The following is a 17,817-nucleotide window of genomic DNA, read 5'->3' as shown; positions in this document are numbered from 1 at the left end:
CGCCTCGCGTGGCTCGCCCGATCCTCCGGGGAAGCCTTAGGAATGCGCCTCGATGCCATGGCCCGCGTACCCGCCGCGCCGCCGGAGGAAGAGCAGCCAGTTCCGCTTCCGCGGAGGGGACGGAGGTGGGGACGGGCCGACCGCGTTGGGCAGGGCCAGGAACGCCAGCCGCCTGCGGTGCCGCTCGATGATGCGGTCGAGGTTCCGCAGCGCCGCGAGGCCCTGGTTCGCCATCAGGCAGTGCCCCTCGCAGGCACCTCTCCGGTCCAGGTCGGCAACGATGTTCTCCGCGTGAGCGAGGATATCCCGGGCTTCCGCGCAGTAGAGCTCCACCTCGGCGAGATCTGGCATCCTGTCCTCCGCGCTGATCGTTCCTCGGAGTCCGAGACGGCAGGGGTAAACCCGGCCTCGCGGGGCGCATCACCCGTTTGGAGGAGTCGGGCCAGATTTCAGCGGCCGCCTCCCGCGACGATCCGCGCCGTTCCTGCGACGCGGTGTGCACCGACATAGAGGCGCCTCCGCTACGGCCGCGCTCCCCGGTATCCCGCATGCTCCGCCTGCTCATCGCCGACGGCAACGATCGCGCTGCCCGCGACCGCCACGTCGCGGCCACCGGACGAACCTCGGCCGAGTCCTACGCGGCGGTGGTGCGGGACCTCGCGCCGGGCTCCGTCTGCCGGCACGTCAACGCCGCCGACGCCGACGCGGCCCTGCCGGCGGGTCTCGCGGAGTTCGATGGCCTGATCTTCACCGGCTCGACCCTCAAGGTCTCGGAGGGCACGCCGGCCGTGAACCGGCAGCTCGACCTGATGCGCGCGGCCTTCGAGGCCGGGCGCGCGGTCTTCGGCTCGTGCTGGGGAGTGCAGGTCGCCGCCACGGTGGCGGGCGGGCGCGCCGCCGAGAATCCCCGCGGGCCGGAATACGGCTTCGCCCGGGCGATCACCCCGACCGAGGAGGGCCGGACTCACGCTCTGCTGGCCGGCCGTCCGGCGACCTGGGATGCCCCGGCGATCCACTCCGACGCCGTCCTAGAGCCGCCCCTGGGCGCCCGCGTACTCGCCGGCAACCGCGTTCTCGGCATCCAGGCCCTCGAGATCCGCCGGGATCGCGGCTGGTTCTGGGGAACGCAGTATCATCCCGAGCTCGACCTCGACGAGCTGGCCGCGATGCTGCGCCTCTGCGACACCGCCATTGTCGAGGCGGGACTCGCCGAGAACTCGCGGGCCGTGGCCGCCTATGCCGACGAAGTCGCGACGCTCCAGGGCCACGACCCGGAGACCGCGCGCCGCCTGGCCTGGCGTCACGGCGTCGGGCCCGAAGTGCTGGAGGCCGGGCTCCGCCGGCGGGAGATCGGGAACTTCCTGGCGCGCCTGTCCACAGGCGAGCGCCGCCACTAGGCGACCGCGACCGGGTGGCGCGTTGACCCGCCCGGCCCCAGGTCTAGCTTCGCTCTGCGGGCCACGCCTTCCTCGGCCCGGGGAGCCAGCCAGCAGGATGAGCCAGGATTCCACGGTCGCCGTCATCGGCAGCGGGCTCGGCGGACTCGCCGCCGCGTGCGTCGCCGCCGCGCGGGGCCACCGCGTGACGGTCTACGACAAGAACGGCTGGCTCGGCGGAAAGGCGGCGGTGCTCCACGAGGGCGGCTTCCGCTTCGACATGGGGCCGACGATCCTGACCGTGCCCCGGGTGCTGGAGCGGATCTTCGCGGAGTCCGGCCGCTCGGTCCACGACTACATGGACCTGCGCCGCCTGGACCCGCAGTGGCGCTGCTTCTTCGACGACGGCACGCATATCGACCTGATGCAGGACGTCGAGCGGATGGCCGGCGACATGGAGCGCTTCGCCCCCGGCACCGGCGAGGGCTACAAGAAGTTCATCACCATCTCCGAGCATCTTCACGGCGTGTCCGAGAAATTCTTCTTCTGGAAGCCGGTCGAGGACCTGTTCGACACGATCAACATCCGCGCCAACATGAACCCGGGCACGCTGCGCGACGTACTGTCACTCCGCATGCACGCCTCGGTGGCCTCGACGATCCGCGGCAAGGTCAAGGACGCGCGGCTCGCGCAGATGCTCGACCACTTCGTGCAGTATGTCGGCTCCTCGCCCTACGGCGCGCCGGCGGTGCTCTGCGCCATCGCCCACATGCAGACGGCCGACGGCGTCTGGTACCCGATGGGCGGCACCCGCGCCGTCGCCGAGGGGCTGGCGAAGCTTGCCCAGGAACTCGGCGCCACGTGCAAGACCGACACCGAGGTGACCGGGATCGAGACCGCCAACGGCGCGGTCCGGGGCGTGCGGACGGCCGCGGGGGTCACGCCCTACGACGCCGTGATCTCCAACATGGACTCGGTCCGCACCTACCGCGAGCTCGTGGGCGGCGAGGCCGCCAAGGCCTACGCCAAGAAGAACCCCGAACCGGCCTGCTCGGGCGTGGTGCTCTATCTCGGCCTGAACAAGCGCTACGAGCACCTCAACCACCACGACTTCGTCTTCTCCCGCGACCCGGAGGAGGAGTTCGACTACATCTACAACAAGGGCGAGCCTGCCCCGGACCCCACCGCCTATCTGGCAGCTCCCTCCTCCACCGATCCGAGCGTGGCGCCCGAGGGCGGCGAGGCGCTCTACGTCCTCGTGCACACGCCGTATCTGCGGCCGCACCACGACTGGCGTCCGGACGGGCCGCTGTTCCAGAACTACCGCCGCACGATCCTCGACAAGCTCAAGCGCACCGCCGGCATGCCGGACCTCGAAGAGCGTATCGTCGTCGAGCGCCACCTCACGCCGCAGGACATCCACGAGCGCTACAAGGTCCTGAACGGCGCGATCTACGGCCTAGCCTCCCACGGGCGCGTGATGGGGGCGTTCAAGCCCGGCAACCGGTCGCGGCAGGTGCGCGGCCTCTACCTCGCGGGCGGCGCCGCCCATCCGGGGCCCGGCATGCCGATGGTGATGATGTCGGGCTGGATCGCCGCCGACGCGCATGACCAGGACGCGCGCGGCGCCCTGCGCGCCTCGGCGTGACCGCGACGCCGCCATCTCCGCCCCCCGGTGCGGGGGGCGCGAGAGGCGCGCACGGCGCCCCCCTGCCCTCGGTCTCGCCCCGGATCCGCGCCTTTATGGTGGCGTGGTTCGAGCGATACCTGCACCGCCACCTCGACGCCCTGCGGCTGCCCCTCTGGAGCACGCCACCTGACGCGAACCATCCCGGCGCGATCGTGGTCTACTGCAACCATCCGGCTTGGTGGGACGCCGCGCTGATCATCGTGCTGGGCGGCCGGCTCTATCCGGAGCGGGCGAGCCGCGCGCCGTTCGACGCCGCGATGCTGGCGCGCTACCGCATCTTCGAGCGGATCGGGGCCTTCGGCGTCGACCTCGACAGCCCGCGCGGGGCGGCGCAGTTCCTGGCCGCCGCACGGTCGATCCTCGGAGCCCCCGACGGCATGCTCTGGATCACCGCGCAGGGCCGCTTCGCCGATGCCCGCGCGCGGCCGCTGGCCCTCCGTCCCGGCGTCGCGCGGCTCGCCGAGATCGCCCCCGACGCGCTCTTCGTCCCGCTCGCCGTCGAGTACACCTTCTGGGACGAGCGCGGCGCGGGAGCCTTCGCGGCCTTCGGGCCGGGGATCGCCGGATCCGAACTCGCCGCGCTCCCGCGCGATCAGCGCCTCGCGCGCCTTGAATCCGAACTGACCCGAACCCTCGACCGCCTGAGCGCCGACGTGATCAGCCGGGAGCCCGGACGCTTCCGCACGCTGGTTTCCGGCCGGAAGGGCGTCGGCGGCCTCTACGACCTGTGGCGGCGCCTGTCGGCCCGGCTCTCCGGCCGCCGGTTCGATCCGGCGCACCGCGCCGCGGGCGGCCAGGATCGCGCCGGATGAGACCGCCCGCGCGCGCCAGATCCCGCCCGATCCCCTATCGTGGCGCGCTCCCCTGCCGGCGCAGACGATGACCGACTCGATCCTCACGGCCCTGGCGTACCTCTGCCTCGCCACCGCCCTCCTGCCGGCCATCCTGGCGGCGGTGAATCTCGCGGTCCTGCGCCAGCCCGCGGTGGAGGCCGGGGCCGGTCTCGTCTCGATCCTGATCCCGGCGCGCAACGAGGCCGGCAACATCGACGCCACCGTGCGGGCGGCGCTCGCCAGCGCCGCGGTCCCGGTGGAGGTGATCGTCGGCGACGACCATTCCACCGACGCGACCGCCGAGATCGTGCGCGCCGTCGGCGACCCGCGCCTGCGTCTCGTCCCGGTGCCGGCCCTGCCCGACGGATGGACGGGCAAGAACCACGCCTGCAGCCACATGGCCGGGCTCGCCCGCGGCGACCACCTGCTGTTCATCGACGCCGATGTGCGCCTCGAGGCCGGGGCAGCCGCCGCCCTCGCGGCGCAGGCTCGCCGCACCGGCGCGGCCCTCGTCAGCGGCGTGCCCCGGCAGCGGACCGACACGGTGGGTGAGATGCTGACGGTGCCGATGATCGACTTCCTGCTCCTCGGCTTCCTGCCCGTGCCACTGATGCGCCGCCTGTCCGACCCGTCGCTCGGCGCGGCCTGCGGTCAACTGATCCTGATGGATCGGGGGGCCTACGCGGCCACCGGTGGCCACGGCGCGATCCGCACCTCCCTGCACGACGGAGTCCGCCTGCCCCGCTTGTTCCGGGCCGCGGGCTACCGGACGGATCTCGTGGCCGCCGCCGCGCTGGCCACCTGCCGGATGTACGACGGCTTCGCCCAGGCCTGGGCCGGCTTCTCCAAGAACGCCCACGAGGGCATGGCCACGCCCCGCGCCCTTCCGATCTGGACCTTGCTCCTCGGCTGCGGTCAGATCCTGCCGCCGCTCCTCGTCCTGGCCGGGCTGCTCGGGCTGCTGCCGGCCTCCGCCCTGACCCCGGCCGCCCTGGCCCTCGGCCTGTCCCTGGCGACCCGAACGGCCGTCACCGTCGCGGTCCGGGCCCCGTGGGCGACGATCCCGCTCCACCCCGCGGCGGTCGCGGTGGCCCTGGCGATCCAGTGGAACGTGCTCCTGCGCCGCGAACGGGCCGGCGCGGCGACCTGGAAGGGCCGCAGCTATCCGGTGAGCGGCGGCTGACCCGCGCGGGCCGGCGGAACGAGCGTCGCCGGCCCGCACCGCGCTTCAGGGCTGGGACGGCTGGCACGGATCGGTGGAGCGGGCCTTTCCGACCTGCGGCTTCAGCGAGACGATGAGCTGCACGTTCGGCACGTCGCCGACCTGCCGGGTCAGGTGTCCGACATGGCCCTCAGGCCCCTGTGGTGTCGATCCCATATCGGCGTTGAATTCCACCTCGCCGGGGCCCTGCTCCAGCACCGACCCGTCCGTAGCCTCCACGGACCAGCGGCCCGACAGGGTGATCACCCATTGGGGACCCGGCGCCGTGTGCCACGTACCGACATAGCCGACCGGCAGGACCGCGTACTTGATCGACGTCACCTCACCCGGCGGAAAGCCGACATATTGCGGCGCTGCCGGAGGCGCGTAGCTCTTGAAGATGAAGTTCTTCAGGTCGCAATACTGGACATGGCTGTGGCCCTTGTCGTCGGCATAGAGGACACCGTACCGCAAGGCGGGCGGATCGGCCGATGCGAGGCCGGCGGGACCGGACGGCGCCGGCGCGACGGTCATTAGCGGCTCGCTCTTCGGTGCCCCGGCCGCTTGCGCATGCACGGCGCCCGCGACTGCGGCGAGCAGGACCAAACCCAACCGTCCTGCATTCCTGAAACGTCCCATGATTTTCCTCCGCGTCGCATCGCGTGCGGTGTACGCACGGAGGTTTTCTAGCCAAGCACACCAGATGAATTCAATCTTCTACTCCAATCGCTCAGTATAAATTCTCGTTCTATAATTCAAGATCGGATATTTTTCGCATAGATTCGTATATTTATGTCTTTTTAATTCGACTCCACGACTACGCCAATGGCACCAGTGTCCGACGAGCCATTGTGGCGCCCGCACCGACGGCAAAGCGCGCTTGTCCACAGCCGTCTGGACCCTGTCCGGCACACTCGCGGAACCGGCCGGAAGGGTCAGGGTGGGAAGCAGCGCGGCGCAGTCTGCCGGATCAGTCCGCCTGGGTCCCGTTCTCGGACGGCTCACCGGGCTGCGTCTCCGCCAGGATCCAGGCGGCCGTGTCGGCGTCCGCCCCGGCGACCGGCAGATGCAGGATGATCGGCGTGTCGTAGGGGTGGCGCGCCTTCAGCGCGACCGCCAGCGCGTCGGTCAGACCCTCGCGGCTCTTGAGGATTGCGGCGACCTCGGCACCGCGCTCCACCGCGCCCTTCCAGCTGTAGACGGACTGCATGCCCGGCAGCACGTTGATGCAGGCGATGAGGCGCTCGCGGACCAGCGCCTCGCCGATGTTCAGCGCCGAGGCGAGGTCGGGAAAGGTGGTGTAGACGAGGAGCGGACGCTCCATGCTATGCCTCCAGTTGCGCGTGTGCTCGCGGAGTGAGGCGCATGCCGGGCAAGGACGTCAACCGGGCGGTTCGCTCGTCAGACTGGAGCCGTGACGTGAACCCTGAGGCGATCCCGACGCGCCTGCGCGGCTGCGCCTGATCCATGCCGCGCTTCCAGAAGATCGCCTTCGTGGCGAGCCCGACCGGCTACGCACGCGAGGCCGCGGCCGCCCTGATGCGGCGCTACGACCACGTCCCGCCCGAGGAGGCCGACGTCGTCGTGGCCCTGGGCGGTGACGGCCTGATGCTCCAGGTGCTGCACCGCTTCATGGACCACCCGAAGCCGATCTACGGGATGAACCGCGGCACGGTCGGCTTCCTGATGAACGAGTTCCGCGACGACGATCTCCTGGAGCATCTGGAGAACGCCCAGCGCAGCGTCATCCACCCGCTGGTGATGGACGTGCTCGACACGGAGGGCCGCTCCCACCGGGCGCGGGCGATCAACGAGGTCTACCTGCTGCGCCAGACCCACCAGACCGCCAAGCTGAAGATCGCCGTCGACGGCAATGTCCGGCTCGACCTGCTGATCGCCGACGGCGTGCTCGTCGCCACCGCGGCGGGTTCCACGGCCTACAACCTGTCGGTCGGGGGACCGATCCTGCCGCTCGACGCCAAGCTTCTGGCGCTGACGCCGATCTCGGCCTTCCGCCCCCGGCGCTGGCGCGGCGCACTTCTGCCGGACTACGCGCGGATCCGAATCGACGTCCTCGACGCCCCCCACCGCCCGGTCGCGGCGGTGGCCGACCATACGGAGTTCCGCCGGGTCTGCACGGTGGAGACCTCCCTCGACCGCGCCACCGAGCTCGTGTTGCTGCACGATCCCGGCCACAGCCTCGACGAGCGCATCCTGCGGGAGCAATTCGGGTGAGTCTGCACATCCGGGCCGCGCAGGCGGCCGACCACGCGGCCATCACCGGCATCATCGTGCCGACCATCCGGGCCGGTGAGACCTACGCGCTGGACCGCGACCTCGGCGAGGCCGACGCCCTCGCGTACTGGACCGGCCCCGACCGCGAGACCTTCGTGGCCGAGGAGGCGGGGACGGTGCTCGGCACGTATTACCTGCGCCCGAACCAAGCGGGCGGGGGCGCCCATGTCGCCAATTGCGGCTTCATGACGGGAGCGGCCGCCCTCGGCCGCGGGGTCGCGCGGGCCATGTGCGCGCACGCCCTCGATCGGGCGCGGGCGCGGGGCTTCGCGGCGATGCAGTTCAACTTCGTGGTGAGCACCAACACCCGGGCCGTCCGGCTCTGGGAGAGCTTCGGCTTCGACGTGGTCGGCCGGCTGCCGGGCGCCTTCCGGCACCCGACGCTCGGGCCGGTCGACGCGCTGGTGATGTTCAGGACGCTCTGAGGCGCCCGGATCAGGCCTGCGGGGCCGCGACGAGGTCACCCTCGCGGATCGCCCGCTCGCCGGTCTTCGTCCGGATCCGATAGCTCGGCTCGCCGGTCTGATCCGCCGGCATGAGCCGCAGGATCTCGAACACCTCGGCCTCGCCCGTGTCGCCCGGGATGCCCAGGCGGGGCCGGCAGACGCGCTCGCCGACCTTGAACTTGTGGGACATGCCGAGCTCCTGGACGGGCATCGCTGCGGAACGCGCCTCAGCGCTTCTTCTGGGCCTTCGCCTTGCGGGCGAGATAGCGGGCGTCGCGTTGGGCCTTCTGCTCGGCCTGCAGGGCCTTGGCACGCTCCTGGGCGGCCAGCTGCTCGGCGTGCTTGCGCTCGATCTCGGCGAGGCGTTCCGCCTCGGCGAGGGCGGCGGCGCGCTCGATCTCGGCCTGACGCTGGGCCGCGCGTTCGGCCGCGCGGACTGCGCGGGCATCGACCACCGCGCGGCGGGCGGATTGGCGGGCGAGGACGGCCGGGTCATCGGCGGACGGGCGGGCCCGGAACCGGGCCAGCATCTCGGAGCGCGCCTTGGCGGCGGTCTCGAGGCGATCGGCGACACCCTGCTTGTTCAAAAAGCTCACAGACACTCCTGGATCGGGTGCGGCGAAGGCCGTCACCCGCAGAGGGGGGGGTAGAAACACGATGGCAGACACGAAGAAGCCGCTCCCGGGGGAGCGGCTTCCGGAGAAACGCTGAGGACGGCGATCAGGCCGTCTGGAGCTGACCGGCGGACTGCTTGCCGCTGCGACGGTCGGTCTCCAGCTCGTACGTGACCTTCTGGCCCTCGTTCAGGCCGCGCAGGCCGGCGCGCTCGACGGCCGAGATGTGGACGAACACGTCCTTGCCGCCGTCATCCGGCTGGATGAAGCCGTAGCCCTTGGTCTCGTTGAACCACTTGACGGTTCCGGTGCTCATGGAAGTCCTTGATCTTCGCAGGCATAGTGAGAGATGGCGCCCGCCCGAACGAGGGGGCGCCGGCATCGACCGATAGCGATAGGAAAGTCAGAACCGCCCTGCGAAGGCGTAACGGTCCAAGATATCCGGACACGTGCCGATGCGGTAGAAGTAGACCGCCGGCGGTTCTTTGGCAAGCGCAGAGAAATATTTCCCTCGGCCAGCGCCGCAGCGATGCGGGAAACTCTTTCCGGAAATTCCGGTTGAGCGGCGCCGGAACGGTCGCCTGAACAACGGGATAGAGGATTTCAATACGGCGCGTCAGCGCGAAAGCTGTGCTGCCTACTGGACGATCGGGCGCGGCCGACATGCGCCCCGTGACGCGGGCTCGCTCAGGCCGGGACGAGGCGCAGGACCCCCTCGCCGCGCCGGTGGCCGACGGCGGTCACGGCGACCTCGCGCGCACCGCCGTCCGCAACGAGGGCGGAGGCGAGGGCCGCCCCGAACGGCGCCGCCACCTCGAGACCGTGCCCGATCACGTCCCCGAGGGCGCGCAGGCGCGCGCCCGGTGCGAGCCGCGCCAGCGCGCCGCGCTCCTCCGCGGTGATCGGGGCCAGCCCGGTAGCGCCCGACAGGACGGTGTCGGGCGCCGAGAGACCGGCCTGATGCCAGAGCGTCTGGAGGCTGCCGGCGACACTGCCCGGCGCGCGCCGGGTCCGATCGCTCGCCACCGGCTCCAGCCGAGCCAGGGCGCGGGCGCCGCGCGCCGCGGCGTGGGCGGCGGATTCGAGCATCAGGAAGGCCGCGCAACTCCCGAGGATGAACCCGCCCGCCCCGCCACCGGACTCGCCCCGCGCGAAGACCGGGCGGTAGGCGTCGCGGGCGAGGTAGCCGCCCATCTCGTGGATCACCAGAACGTCCGGACGCTCGGCACTGTAGGAGCCGCCGACCAGGATCGCGTCGATCTGGCCCGACGCCACCCGCGCCTGGGCGATCCGCAGGGCGTCGACCCCGGCGGATTCCTCGCCCATGAACGTGCGCGAGGCGCCCGTCACCCCGTGCACGATGGCGATGTTGCCGGCGAGCAGGTTCGAGAGCTGGGCGAGGAACAGCGTCGGGCGGAGATCGTTCTGGAGCCGCTCGTTCAGGTAGGCGCCCGGATCGGCGGCGTCGCGCAGGCCGGTTAGGATCGCTCCGTCCGCCGCGTAGTCGCGCTCGCCACCGCCCGCGGCCACGACGAGGTGGAGCGCCTGCTTGAAGGCGGCGTCGTCCTTCACACCGGCCTCGTCGAGGGCGAGACCGGCGGCGTAGACGCCGAGCCGCTGCCACGCCTCCATCTGGCGCTGGTCGCTGCGCTTGGGGATCTGGCCGTCCCAGACGATCGCCGGGGCCGGATGGACCGGATAGGGCGCGAAGGTCTCGCTGTCGGTGCGTGGGGCCGCCTCCCCGGCGAGGGCGGCCAGGTGGGCGTCGACGCCCTCGCCCGCGCAGGAGACGAGGCCGAGGCCGGTGACGACGACGGGGCGGCTCATGGCTGGCTCATGGCTGGCTCAGGGCTCGCGTTCGGCCGGAGCCGGATCGGGGAACAGGCCGATGGTCCGCGCGCGCTCGCGCATCGGCGCGTCGAGTCCGTCCGGGAACGGCATGGTGCGGAAGCGGAGTTCCGCGTCGCACAGCGCCTTGCCGTCGTGGCTGATCGCCGCCCTGGTCACCGCGTAGCCCGAGCCGTCGTGCTCGAGGGTCGCCGTGACGAGGAGGTCCGCGCCGGGCCCGACGAAGGACCGGAAGCGCGCCTTGTCGACCCCGGTGAGGAACGGCATCCGGGCGAAGTCGAGATGGGCGAGTACGAGGTACCCGGAGGCCTGGGCCATCGTCTCGGTCAGGAGGACCCCCGGCACGAGGGGGTGGCCGGGAAAGTGACCCTCGAAGACCGGGCTCGCCATCGGCACCCGGGCGAGCGCCTCGATGCGGCCGGCAGCCCTGTCGAGGAGCCGCACGGAATCGATCATCTCGAAATATTCGAGGCGCATGACGGGTCGGATCGGCCTCGGTTCAGACCTTGGCGGCCTTCTCGGCCACGAGGCCGTCGATGCGCGCGCACAGGTTCTTGAGGACGAAGTACTCCTCGGCCGGGACCTTGCCCTCGTTGACCTCTTGGGTCCACCGCTCGAGTGGCAGCTTGATCCCGAAGGCCTTGTCGACCGCGAAGGCGATGTCGAGGAAGGCGAGGCTGTCGATGCCGAGGTCGTCGATGGCGTGACTCTCGGGCGTGATCTTGTCCCGCGGGATGTCGGCGGTCTCGGCAATGATGTCGGCCACGCGCTCGAAGGTGGCGTTGCCGTGGGCGGGCTCGTCGGACATGTCTTCTCGCGGGCTGTTCGAGTTCCGGATCGGTCGTGCGGGAGCCCCCTCGCCGCCCGGGCGGCCGCCCTACGCGTGGACGGGGCCTGGAACGCGGCCCGGTCGAATGGCGGCGACCTCTACACGAGGGTGTCAGAAGCGGCAACCGCGGCGCTTCCCCGGCGTTTCAGCGCCTGTCCACAGGCGTGCGCCGCCGGGTGCGGGGACGCGCGTACGCTCCGGACGCGCCGGCCCTAGCTTGACGGCGAGACGAGGCGCGCCCTCAGGAGACCAGACGGATGCCACCGATCACCAAGCCCGCCGCTCCGCCGGCGCGCGTCGAGACGCCGCCCCTGCCGCCGCAGGAGCGCGCGCGCTCCCAGGGAGCGGCCCGGGTCCTGCTGGTCCTGACCCTGACGGCGCTCGGCCTCTGGATCCTGCACGAGTTCCTGCCGGCGCTCGCCTGGGCGGTGGTCCTGGCGATCGCTCTCTGGCCGGTCTACCAGCGGCTCGAGCACCGTTTCCCGCCGGGCAAGCACAACATCCTCCTGCCCACGCTGATGACCGCGGCCGTGGCGCTGGTCTTCCTGGCGCCGCTCGCGATCCTCGGCATCCAGGCCGCCCGCGAGGCCCACGACGTGGCCGAGTTCGTTCGGAACGCGGAGGCGAACGGCGTGCCGGCGCCGGAATTCCTGCAGCACCTGCCCTACGGCGCCGCGCAGGCGACCGCGTGGTGGAACGACAATCTCGGCCACGCGCAGGCGGGCTCCGACCTGCTGCGCCGGTTCGAGAACCACTCGGTGCTCGGGGCCTCCCGCAATGTCGGCCGCGAGGTGCTGCACCGCATCGTCCTGTTCGGCTTCAGCCTCGTGGCGCTGTTCTTCCTGTTCCGCGACTGGCGGACGGTGCGGGACCAGTCGCTCACCGCCTGCCACCGGCTGTTCGGGCCGCGCGGCGAGCGCGTCGCCCGCCAGATGGTGGCCTCCGTGCACGGCACGGTCGACGGGCTGGTGCTGGTCGGCCTCGGCGAGGGCTTCGTGCTCGGGATCGTCTACCACTTCGCGGGCGTGCCCCACCCGGTCCTGCTCGGCGCCTTCACGGCGGTGGCGGCGATGATCCCGTTCGGCGCCGCCGTGGCCATCGCGATCGCGGCGCTCCTCCTGGTGGCGGCCGGGTCGGTGACGGCGGCTCTCGTGGTGGCAGCGGCCGGCTTCATCGTGACGTTCGTGGCCGACCACTTCATCCGCCCGGCGCTGATCGGCGGCACGACCAAGCTGCCCTTCCTGTGGGTGCTCCTCGGCATCCTCGGCGGCGTCGAGACCTTCGGGCTCCTCGGCCTGTTCCTCGGGCCGGCGGTGATGGCCGCCCTGGTCCTGCTGTGGCGGGAATTCACCGAGGGACAGGACGCGACGGCCTGAGCCGCCCGCTCCGCTAGTCAGCCGCGCTCGTGCCGGCCGCGGCCTCGACCCGGCGCCGGTCCTGGCGCCAGTCGGCCGGCTTCTCGAAGGTGCCGGCCCAGATGCCGCGGCGGGTCGCCCAGGCGTGGCCCTCCTGGCGGATATAGGGAGCCGTCACTTGACGGTTGGCCAGCGCCAGGCCCTGTCCGACCATCCAGGCGGACAGGTCCTCGCCGTGGATGTGGCAGATCCCGGTGACGCGACCGGGCACGCCGCCCTCCCGCCGCTCGCACGTGACCGCGCCGCTGCCGATCCGCGCGCGCAGGGCCTGCGCGGCCTTGCTGCCGCAGCGATACTCCTGGCCATTGGCGGTTTCGCAGCGCTGCGCGGTCTCGGGAGCGTCGATACCGTAGAGGTTGATACGCGTGCCCTGCACCTCGATCGTGTCACCGTCGATCACGGTCGCGGGGCCGCTGACCGTCCCGGCCGCGGCCGCGGGGCCGCAGAGGAGGAGCAGGGCGAGCATCGGTCTGATCATAGTGAGAATGTCCACGCGCGTGGCGAGTAAGCTGGTGACGGGGGCGTCGAGGCCGCGACGGTGCCCGGCCAATGTGGCGAATTTGCCGGGCGACCGAATCGGCTTCGCGAGCGCGATGCCGAGTTTCGACCGCCGTGATTGCCAAAGCGTTCCGCCCGTCGGAGCGAAGCTTGGCAACGGAACGACGGCCCGGAGCCGCTCGTTATGAAACATGACCTTTCTCAAGACCCTGCTGGCCAGCCTGGCCCTGTGCGCGGCTCTCCTCGTCTGGGCCGGCCTCGCGATCGGCCCGGAACGGCCGATGGACCGGACCAGTCCGGGCCTGACCACCGCCGCGGTGCTGGCCAGCGACGGCATGGCGCCGGACGGTCGACCGGGCGAGCCGGCCGCGGCCCCCGGCGGCCCGGATCGGGGCGATCTGGATCGAGCGGCTCTGGACCGCCTCGCCAAGCGGGTCTCCGGCGAGGTCCCCGACGCGTCCGCCGCGGGGACGCCGGCCGGCTGACCGGCTAGGAATCCGCGCGTCGCCCGATCAGGTCCGGTACTTGCCGTTGCGCTTGATGAGAACGCGGGTGCCCACCGGCACGCGCTCGTACAGGTCGGCGATATCCTCGTTCAGCATCCGGACGCAGCCCGACGACATCTGCTCGCCAATGCTCCAGGGCTCGTTGGTGCCGTGGATGCGGAACAGGATGTCGCGGTTGCCCTGGTAGAGGTAGAGGGCGCGCGCGCCGAGGGGGTTGTCGAGGCCGCCCTTTCGGGTGCGCGGCAGGTCGGGATGCAGCGAGACCATCGTGACGGTCGGGCTCCAGTCCGGCCAGACGCCCTTGCGCCCGACCCGCGCCTCGCCCTTCCAGGAGAAGCCGGCCTTGCCGACGCCGACACCGTACTGCATCGCCGTGCCGTCGGCCTGGACCAGGACGAGCTGACGCTTGTCGATGTCGACCACGATCGTCCCGGGCTGCTCGGGGCCGTTGTAGCTCACCTGCTGGCGGCGGTACTTCGGATCGAGGCGCTGGGTGTCGACAAGCGGAATGTCGAAGGGCTTGTCGGGCTTGCTGCCGACGTACCACGCCGCCTCGTCATCCTGGGCGACCTGGACCGGACGGGTCTGGCAGGCCGCGAGGGGCGCGATCGCCACGACGGCGAGGAGGATTCGCGAGAGAACGATCCGGCGCAGGCGGCTCCAGGCCGAGGGAAGCGTGGCGATCATAGGTCCTGTCGTGCGGGATACGGTCGTCGCGCCATGCCTACCGCCTCTGCGCCTGTGACGATGTAGCTTTTGCGCCGCAGCCGGCCGTGCGCGGGCCGCTCCCACGGCCACGGTTGTGCCCTAATTCTGAATCGCAGCGGTGCTCTACTGCGCCCGGAGCGGAGGTGAACGATGGCCGAGACCGAAACTCTTCCCACCGAGGCGACGGTCACTCCCGATGTCCCGCTCAGCCCGGCGATACACCTCGATCACTGCGTGATCCACGTGAGCGACTGGGCACGCTCGAACGCCTTCTACCGCGACGTGGTGGGTGCCGAGATCCTCGCGCGCGGTCCCGGCTTCGCCTACCGGTTCGGCGGCGTCCAGCTCAATTGCCACGGGCCGGGCGTCGAGTCGGTACCGGTCGCGGCGAAACCCGTCCAGCCGGGCAACAGCGACCTGTGCTTCCGCTGGTCGGGCGCGATCGAGACCGCCATCGCGCATCTCGAGGCCGCCGGGGTCCCGGTGGAACTCGGCCCGGTGGAGCGGCACGGCGCCGCGGGCGCTGGGATCAGCGTCTACTTCCGGGATCCCGACGGCTCGCTCCTGGAATTCATCACCTACGCGGGATGATCAGCCCCGGCTCTCGGCCAGCGCCTGGTTGGTCTGCTCCAGCCGCAGCGCCAGCACGCGCATCAGGGCGATGCTGATCTGTGGAAACTGGGCCAGCAGTTCCAGGAACACCCCGCGGTCGATACGCAGGGCGGTCACCGCGGATTGCGCCGTCACGGTGGCGGAGCGGGGCTGCTCGGCCAGGATGCCCATCTCACCGACGAGGGCGTCCTGGCCGAGGAGCGCCAGCCGCACCGGGCCGGCGGGACCGTCGATGCTGACGTCCGCCGTACCCGAGAGGATCACGTAGGCCGCATCCGCGACGTCGCCGCGGGCGAAGAAGCGTTGACCCGGCTCGAAATGCACCCGCTCGCTGGTGAAGGCCAGGAGCTTCAGGCGCGCCGGTTCCACCTCGCGGAACAGCGGCACCTGCTTCAGGGAGGAAACCTCGGTGTCGAGGGTCATTCGGGGGCTCCGCGACGGGTCTCACGCCCAGGACGGCGGGGCCGGACGGGCCCGCTTATCCATGCGGTTCGTCAGGCACTTGTCCAGCCCCGCGCCTTACGCAACCTGTCGGTGTGGTCTTGGCGCCCTCCTGGCACTGTGCCTCGTCCTGTCGCCAGAGCCGGCAGCGGCCCGCCTCGTCAAGGCCGACCTCGCCCGCGTCGCGGTCGCGCCGCCCCCGGGTGCCCGGGCCCCGCTCGACCTCGCCGCCACCGACGCGCGCACCGACCGGCCGACCACCCTCGGGCAGGCCCTGGGCGGCCGCGCGGCCCTTCTGCTGCCGGTGGATTACACCTGCGGGAATGTCTGCGACCCCATGCTGTCCCTGTCGGTGGAGGCGCTGGCGGCCACCGGCCTGCCGATCGACGACTACGCCCTCGTGCTGGTCGGGATCGATCCCCGCGACGACGCCGCGGCCGCCCGGCGCATGCTGGCGGAGACGCTCGGGGATCGGGCGGGATCCGTCCGGCCCCGGGCGCTCATCGTGTCGGACGCCGCGCTCGCGCGCCTCACCGGCGCGCTGGGCTATGAAGCTGTCTACGATGCCGGGACCGACAGCTTCGCGCATCCCGCGGCGGCGCTTCTCCTCACCGCCGACGGCCGGGTAGCCCGTGCGCTGTCGCCCCTGGCGCTGACCGGGCGCGACCTGCGCCTCGCCCTGACGGAAGCCGGCGAGGGCCGGGTCGGCAGCATCGCCGACCGGCTCACCCTGCTCTGCTACGGCTACGATGCCGCGCGCGGCGTCTACACGCCCCTCATCCAGCGGATCCTGACGGTGGCCGGGATCGTCACGATCCTGGCGATCGCCCTTCTCGTCGCGGGCCTGACGCGCCTCGCGCACCGGCGCCGGACCTGAGAACGCCCTCGCCCGGCTCAGCGCTTCGTCGAGAGCCCCTGTCCCCCGGGAGGGGGCGCGTCGCGCTTGAGACTGGCATTCAGGTGCGGCGAATCCGTCGGCTCCTCGCGGGTGGTCGGGGTGGCGGAATCTTCCGGCGCGGGCATCGGCGGCAGCGGCGGCGTGTTGGGCTGCGTGGCCTGTGCCCCCGGAGCGGCATCCTTGACCATGTTGCGGTTCGTCATGCGCGAAAACCCTTCTCTCGTGCCGTGAGGCCGCGCCGTCCGCCCGGGACGAGTCGCCGGGCCTCCGGGCCTGTCGGACCCGACGCGGACTTCAACCAAGGTCGAATGTCGACCAACGCGGCACACAAGTCGGGGTTGCTGCCAAGCTTAGCTGTCGGAAGCTTGAGCAGGTCTCGGGACAGGAACCTTGGTTATTGCTGAAGGTTGTTGCGGGGTGAAGCGAAGCCTGAGGAGGAACTGATGGCGTCCGGAAATTCGACCTCGAAGCGAGGCTTTGCCTCGATGGACCTGGAGCGGCAGCGCGAGATCGCCAGCAAGGGCGGCCGCAGCGTTCCGGCCGAGAAGCGCTCCTTCTCGCAGGATCGTGAGCTCGCCTCGTCCGCCGGCCGCAAGGGCGGTCAGTCCACGGGGACCGGCCGGGCCGAGTGAGGCCGCTGCCGTTCCGTACCGCGTAGCGGCGCCGCGTCCCTCGGGACGGGCGCCGTTTTCGTTTCAAGTTTAGGCCACGGATCGCGATCTAGGGCCGATCCACACAGCAGAAGGCCCCGCCGAGACGGCGGGGCCTTCTGCTTTCCAGTCCTTGTCGGCGCCGATCAGGAAATGCAGCGGCCAGGGGTCATGCGACGCGCCTCGGGACCGACCAGGGAGCTCAGCGCCGCCTCGCACCCCTCGCGCATGCGCCGCGGCGGCTGCCGCAGGATCGGCTTGATCTCCAGATCCTGCGCCTCACCGGCCACCGGGGCGTTCCGGCTGTCGAGGCGCTGCACCCCCGCCACCCGCGTCGGGCTGATCGACAGCGACACGGGTCGCATCCCGGGCAGCGGCGCCGAAATGGTCTGCGCGGTCGGGACCGGCATCGTCCACCGATCCGCCGTGTCGCGAACCACCGGCTGGACCAGAACGGTGAGAAGAGCCGCAGGAGCACTCACGCCCAGGATGAAACCAGACCGCAGCATCGCCCCGACCTCATTGCGAGAGCTTGACAGGATGTTCGTACAACGCGCCCTGCAATCGCAGGTTCCTAGACTGTCTCGCGTCTACGAAGCCTGAGTATTCGAACGCAGCCCGGCTGTTGGTGCGGCGGCGCACGCCCGCTATCCACAGCCCCGGCTCGTTGCACAAAAGGCACGCCCCACGAAAAAGCGCCCCTCCTGGAACCTCCCGCGCCGGCACCCGTTCTCTGTGCACCCGGCCACCTGGTCCTCCCCGCATTCCCCTTGTGCATCGGCCGGAACCTTCGCGACGGGCTGGAGCTCTCTCCGGCCCGTTTTTTTGTGCGCGGCGACCGACGAGGGCGTGCGGACCGACAACGAAAAAGCCCCGGCGTGAGCCGGGGCTTTTTCGTTGTCGTCACTCTCGGTCGCGGGCGCCCCGGGTCACTCCCGGGGGCGAACCGCCAAGCCT

The 17,817-nt window shown here is 71.3% G+C and carries 25 protein-coding genes; 11 read left to right on the top strand and 14 right to left on the bottom strand.

The window, feature by feature from the left end:
• Window positions 1-36: 36 nt before the first annotated feature.
• Entirely contained in the window at window positions 37-351 is a 315-nt protein-coding gene (locus tag C4T42_RS01985; RefSeq protein ID WP_020090858.1) for a hypothetical protein, read from the bottom strand.
• Between the two features lie 197 nt (window positions 352-548).
• On the opposite strand from C4T42_RS01985, the gene C4T42_RS01980 reads away from it, so the two are divergent.
• From C4T42_RS01980 to C4T42_RS01965, 4 genes are all read left to right on the top strand, one after another.
• On the top strand, window positions 549-1,397 hold the full coding sequence (locus tag C4T42_RS01980; protein WP_020090859.1) for a type 1 glutamine amidotransferase: 849 nt from the start codon (window positions 549-551) through the stop codon (window positions 1,395-1,397).
• A gap of 97 nt (window positions 1,398-1,494) precedes the next feature.
• The gene (crtI, locus tag C4T42_RS01975) at window positions 1,495-3,024 is read left to right on the top strand and encodes a phytoene desaturase family protein (RefSeq protein ID WP_020090860.1); all 1,530 of its coding nucleotides are present in this window, start codon (window positions 1,495-1,497) and stop codon (window positions 3,022-3,024) included.
• 95 nt (window positions 3,025-3,119) lie between these two features.
• Entirely contained in the window at window positions 3,120-3,878 is a 759-nt protein-coding gene (locus C4T42_RS01970) for a lysophospholipid acyltransferase family protein (protein ID WP_020090861.1), read from the top strand.
• Window positions 3,879-3,945: 67 nt separating this feature from the next.
• Entirely contained in the window at window positions 3,946-5,082 is a 1,137-nt protein-coding gene (locus C4T42_RS01965; protein ID WP_103984655.1) for a glycosyltransferase, read from the top strand.
• Between the two features lie 45 nt (window positions 5,083-5,127).
• Here the strand turns inward: C4T42_RS01965 and C4T42_RS01960 are convergent, their stop codons facing one another.
• Together C4T42_RS01960 and cutA are read right to left on the bottom strand one after the other, a co-directional pair.
• Window positions 5,128-5,739, bottom strand: a complete 612-nt coding sequence (locus tag C4T42_RS01960; RefSeq protein WP_026604572.1) for a hypothetical protein — start codon at window positions 5,737-5,739, stop codon at window positions 5,128-5,130.
• Window positions 5,740-6,070: 331 nt separating this feature from the next.
• Window positions 6,071-6,424 carry a divalent-cation tolerance protein CutA gene (gene cutA / locus C4T42_RS01955; protein ID WP_103984654.1) on the bottom strand — a complete coding sequence of 118 codons (354 nt, stop codon included), beginning with the start codon at window positions 6,422-6,424 and terminating at the stop codon, window positions 6,071-6,073.
• 143 nt (window positions 6,425-6,567) lie between these two features.
• Between cutA and C4T42_RS01950 the strand changes: the two genes are divergently transcribed.
• Both C4T42_RS01950 and C4T42_RS01945 read left to right on the top strand, forming a co-directional pair.
• The gene (locus C4T42_RS01950) at window positions 6,568-7,335 is read left to right on the top strand and encodes an NAD kinase (protein ID WP_020090865.1); all 768 of its coding nucleotides are present in this window, start codon (window positions 6,568-6,570) and stop codon (window positions 7,333-7,335) included.
• Entirely contained in the window at window positions 7,332-7,820 is a 489-nt protein-coding gene (locus tag C4T42_RS01945; RefSeq protein WP_103984653.1) for a GNAT family N-acetyltransferase, read from the top strand. The genes C4T42_RS01950 and C4T42_RS01945 overlap by 4 nt, the downstream gene beginning before the upstream one ends.
• Window positions 7,821-7,830: 10 nt before the next feature.
• On the opposite strand, the gene C4T42_RS01940 is transcribed toward C4T42_RS01945, so the two are convergent.
• From C4T42_RS01940 to C4T42_RS01915, 6 genes are all read right to left on the bottom strand, one after another.
• Window positions 7,831-8,031 (bottom strand): hypothetical protein, encoded by a 201-nt coding sequence (locus tag C4T42_RS01940; protein WP_103984704.1) that lies wholly within the window; start codon window positions 8,029-8,031, stop codon window positions 7,831-7,833.
• Window positions 8,032-8,068: 37 nt separating this feature from the next.
• Complete coding sequence (locus C4T42_RS01935; RefSeq protein ID WP_103984652.1) at window positions 8,069-8,437, bottom strand: DUF6481 family protein; 369 nt, start codon at window positions 8,435-8,437, stop codon at window positions 8,069-8,071.
• A 124-nt stretch (window positions 8,438-8,561) separates the two neighbouring features.
• The gene (locus tag C4T42_RS01930) at window positions 8,562-8,771 is read right to left on the bottom strand and encodes a cold-shock protein (RefSeq protein ID WP_020090869.1); all 210 of its coding nucleotides are present in this window, start codon (window positions 8,769-8,771) and stop codon (window positions 8,562-8,564) included.
• A 371-nt stretch (window positions 8,772-9,142) separates the two neighbouring features.
• Window positions 9,143-10,282 carry a beta-ketoacyl-ACP synthase gene (locus C4T42_RS01925; protein WP_103984651.1) on the bottom strand — a complete coding sequence of 380 codons (1,140 nt, stop codon included), beginning with the start codon at window positions 10,280-10,282 and terminating at the stop codon, window positions 9,143-9,145.
• A gap of 18 nt (window positions 10,283-10,300) precedes the next feature.
• Entirely contained in the window at window positions 10,301-10,780 is a 480-nt protein-coding gene (locus C4T42_RS01920; protein ID WP_091979267.1) for a 3-hydroxyacyl-ACP dehydratase FabZ family protein, read from the bottom strand.
• A gap of 22 nt (window positions 10,781-10,802) precedes the next feature.
• Window positions 10,803-11,111, bottom strand: coding sequence for an acyl carrier protein (locus tag C4T42_RS01915; RefSeq protein ID WP_103984650.1), 309 nt, complete (start codon window positions 11,109-11,111; stop codon window positions 10,803-10,805).
• Between the two features lie 278 nt (window positions 11,112-11,389).
• Between C4T42_RS01915 and C4T42_RS01910 the strand changes: the two genes are divergently transcribed.
• A complete protein-coding gene (locus tag C4T42_RS01910; RefSeq protein WP_103984649.1) occupies window positions 11,390-12,508 on the top strand; it encodes an AI-2E family transporter in 1,119 nt (372 codons plus the stop codon).
• A 13-nt stretch (window positions 12,509-12,521) separates the two neighbouring features.
• Here C4T42_RS01910 and C4T42_RS01905 read toward each other — a convergent pair whose 3' ends face one another.
• Entirely contained in the window at window positions 12,522-13,238 is a 717-nt protein-coding gene (locus C4T42_RS01905; RefSeq protein ID WP_244603154.1) for a thermonuclease family protein, read from the bottom strand.
• Between C4T42_RS01905 and C4T42_RS01900 the strand changes: the two genes are divergently transcribed.
• The gene (locus tag C4T42_RS01900) at window positions 13,237-13,530 is read left to right on the top strand and encodes a hypothetical protein (RefSeq protein WP_103984647.1); all 294 of its coding nucleotides are present in this window, start codon (window positions 13,237-13,239) and stop codon (window positions 13,528-13,530) included. The genes C4T42_RS01905 and C4T42_RS01900 overlap by 2 nt on opposite strands.
• 27 nt (window positions 13,531-13,557) lie before the next feature.
• Here the strand turns inward: C4T42_RS01900 and C4T42_RS01895 are convergent, their stop codons facing one another.
• Window positions 13,558-14,238, bottom strand: a complete 681-nt coding sequence (locus tag C4T42_RS01895; protein WP_020090876.1) for a L,D-transpeptidase — start codon at window positions 14,236-14,238, stop codon at window positions 13,558-13,560.
• Between the two features lie 171 nt (window positions 14,239-14,409).
• Here C4T42_RS01895 and C4T42_RS01890 point away from each other — a divergent pair, with 171 nt between their 5' ends.
• Window positions 14,410-14,850 carry a VOC family protein gene (locus C4T42_RS01890; protein ID WP_042674042.1) on the top strand — a complete coding sequence of 147 codons (441 nt, stop codon included), beginning with the start codon at window positions 14,410-14,412 and terminating at the stop codon, window positions 14,848-14,850.
• Here C4T42_RS01890 and C4T42_RS01885 read toward each other — a convergent pair whose 3' ends face one another.
• Window positions 14,851-15,294: a Crp/Fnr family transcriptional regulator gene (locus tag C4T42_RS01885; protein ID WP_020090878.1), complete on the bottom strand. Its 444-nt coding sequence runs from the start codon at window positions 15,292-15,294 to the stop codon at window positions 14,851-14,853.
• 61 nt (window positions 15,295-15,355) lie between these two features.
• Between C4T42_RS01885 and C4T42_RS01880 the strand changes: the two genes are divergently transcribed.
• Window positions 15,356-16,189 carry an electron transporter gene (locus C4T42_RS01880; RefSeq protein WP_181049137.1) on the top strand — a complete coding sequence of 278 codons (834 nt, stop codon included), beginning with the start codon at window positions 15,356-15,358 and terminating at the stop codon, window positions 16,187-16,189.
• Between the two features lie 17 nt (window positions 16,190-16,206).
• On the opposite strand, the gene C4T42_RS01875 is transcribed toward C4T42_RS01880, so the two are convergent.
• Window positions 16,207-16,413: a hypothetical protein gene (locus tag C4T42_RS01875; RefSeq protein WP_020090880.1), complete on the bottom strand. Its 207-nt coding sequence runs from the start codon at window positions 16,411-16,413 to the stop codon at window positions 16,207-16,209.
• A 240-nt stretch (window positions 16,414-16,653) separates the two neighbouring features.
• Here C4T42_RS01875 and C4T42_RS01870 point away from each other — a divergent pair, with 240 nt between their 5' ends.
• Complete coding sequence (locus C4T42_RS01870) at window positions 16,654-16,842, top strand: KGG domain-containing protein (protein WP_010683678.1); 189 nt, start codon at window positions 16,654-16,656, stop codon at window positions 16,840-16,842.
• 164 nt (window positions 16,843-17,006) lie between these two features.
• On the opposite strand, the gene C4T42_RS01865 is transcribed toward C4T42_RS01870, so the two are convergent.
• Complete coding sequence (locus tag C4T42_RS01865) at window positions 17,007-17,270, bottom strand: hypothetical protein (protein ID WP_020090882.1); 264 nt, start codon at window positions 17,268-17,270, stop codon at window positions 17,007-17,009.
• Window positions 17,271-17,817: the final 547 nt, after the last annotated feature.

Origin of the sequence: Methylobacterium sp. 190mf, from assembly GCF_900107945.1 — a bacterium.
In the GTDB taxonomy this organism is placed as follows: domain Bacteria; phylum Pseudomonadota; class Alphaproteobacteria; order Rhizobiales; family Beijerinckiaceae; genus Methylobacterium.
The sequence above is the reverse complement of the archived record's forward strand: the minus strand, read 5'-3'. Positions and strand labels throughout refer to the sequence as shown.

Bases quoted from the DNA above. Each gene is read 5' to 3' on its own strand.
- C4T42_RS01985 (WP_020090858.1), bottom strand. From the start codon at position 351: ATGCCAGATCTCGCCGAGGTGGAGCTCTACTGCGCGGAAGCCCGGGAT.
- C4T42_RS01980 (WP_020090859.1), top strand. From the start codon at position 549: ATGCTCCGCCTGCTCATCGCCGACGGCAACGATCGCGCTGCCCGCGAC.
- crtI (WP_020090860.1), top strand. From the start codon at position 1,495: ATGAGCCAGGATTCCACGGTCGCCGTCATCGGCAGCGGGCTCGGCGGA.
- C4T42_RS01970 (WP_020090861.1), top strand. From the start codon at position 3,120: ATGGTGGCGTGGTTCGAGCGATACCTGCACCGCCACCTCGACGCCCTG.
- C4T42_RS01965 (WP_103984655.1), top strand. From the start codon at position 3,946: ATGACCGACTCGATCCTCACGGCCCTGGCGTACCTCTGCCTCGCCACC.
- C4T42_RS01960 (WP_026604572.1), bottom strand. From the start codon at position 5,739: ATGGGACGTTTCAGGAATGCAGGACGGTTGGGTTTGGTCCTGCTCGCC.
- cutA (WP_103984654.1), bottom strand. From the start codon at position 6,424: ATGGAGCGTCCGCTCCTCGTCTACACCACCTTTCCCGACCTCGCCTCG.
- C4T42_RS01950 (WP_020090865.1), top strand. From the start codon at position 6,568: ATGCCGCGCTTCCAGAAGATCGCCTTCGTGGCGAGCCCGACCGGCTAC.
- C4T42_RS01940 (WP_103984704.1), bottom strand. From the start codon at position 8,031: ATGTCCCACAAGTTCAAGGTCGGCGAGCGCGTCTGCCGGCCCCGCCTG.
- C4T42_RS01930 (WP_020090869.1), bottom strand. From the start codon at position 8,771: ATGAGCACCGGAACCGTCAAGTGGTTCAACGAGACCAAGGGCTACGGC.
- C4T42_RS01925 (WP_103984651.1), bottom strand. From the start codon at position 10,282: ATGAGCCGCCCCGTCGTCGTCACCGGCCTCGGCCTCGTCTCCTGCGCG.
- C4T42_RS01920 (WP_091979267.1), bottom strand. From the start codon at position 10,780: ATGCGCCTCGAATATTTCGAGATGATCGATTCCGTGCGGCTCCTCGAC.
- C4T42_RS01915 (WP_103984650.1), bottom strand. From the start codon at position 11,111: ATGTCCGACGAGCCCGCCCACGGCAACGCCACCTTCGAGCGCGTGGCC.
- C4T42_RS01910 (WP_103984649.1), top strand. From the start codon at position 11,390: ATGCCACCGATCACCAAGCCCGCCGCTCCGCCGGCGCGCGTCGAGACG.
- C4T42_RS01900 (WP_103984647.1), top strand. From the start codon at position 13,237: ATGACCTTTCTCAAGACCCTGCTGGCCAGCCTGGCCCTGTGCGCGGCT.
- C4T42_RS01905 (WP_244603154.1), bottom strand. From the start codon at position 13,238: ATGTTTCATAACGAGCGGCTCCGGGCCGTCGTTCCGTTGCCAAGCTTC.
- C4T42_RS01895 (WP_020090876.1), bottom strand. From the start codon at position 14,238: ATGATCGCCACGCTTCCCTCGGCCTGGAGCCGCCTGCGCCGGATCGTT.
- C4T42_RS01890 (WP_042674042.1), top strand. From the start codon at position 14,410: ATGGCCGAGACCGAAACTCTTCCCACCGAGGCGACGGTCACTCCCGAT.
- C4T42_RS01885 (WP_020090878.1), bottom strand. From the start codon at position 15,294: ATGACCCTCGACACCGAGGTTTCCTCCCTGAAGCAGGTGCCGCTGTTC.
- C4T42_RS01880 (WP_181049137.1), top strand. From the start codon at position 15,356: ATGCGGTTCGTCAGGCACTTGTCCAGCCCCGCGCCTTACGCAACCTGT.
- C4T42_RS01875 (WP_020090880.1), bottom strand. From the start codon at position 16,413: ATGACGAACCGCAACATGGTCAAGGATGCCGCTCCGGGGGCACAGGCC.
- C4T42_RS01870 (WP_010683678.1), top strand. From the start codon at position 16,654: ATGGCGTCCGGAAATTCGACCTCGAAGCGAGGCTTTGCCTCGATGGAC.
- C4T42_RS01865 (WP_020090882.1), bottom strand. From the start codon at position 17,270: ATGCCGGTCCCGACCGCGCAGACCATTTCGGCGCCGCTGCCCGGGATG.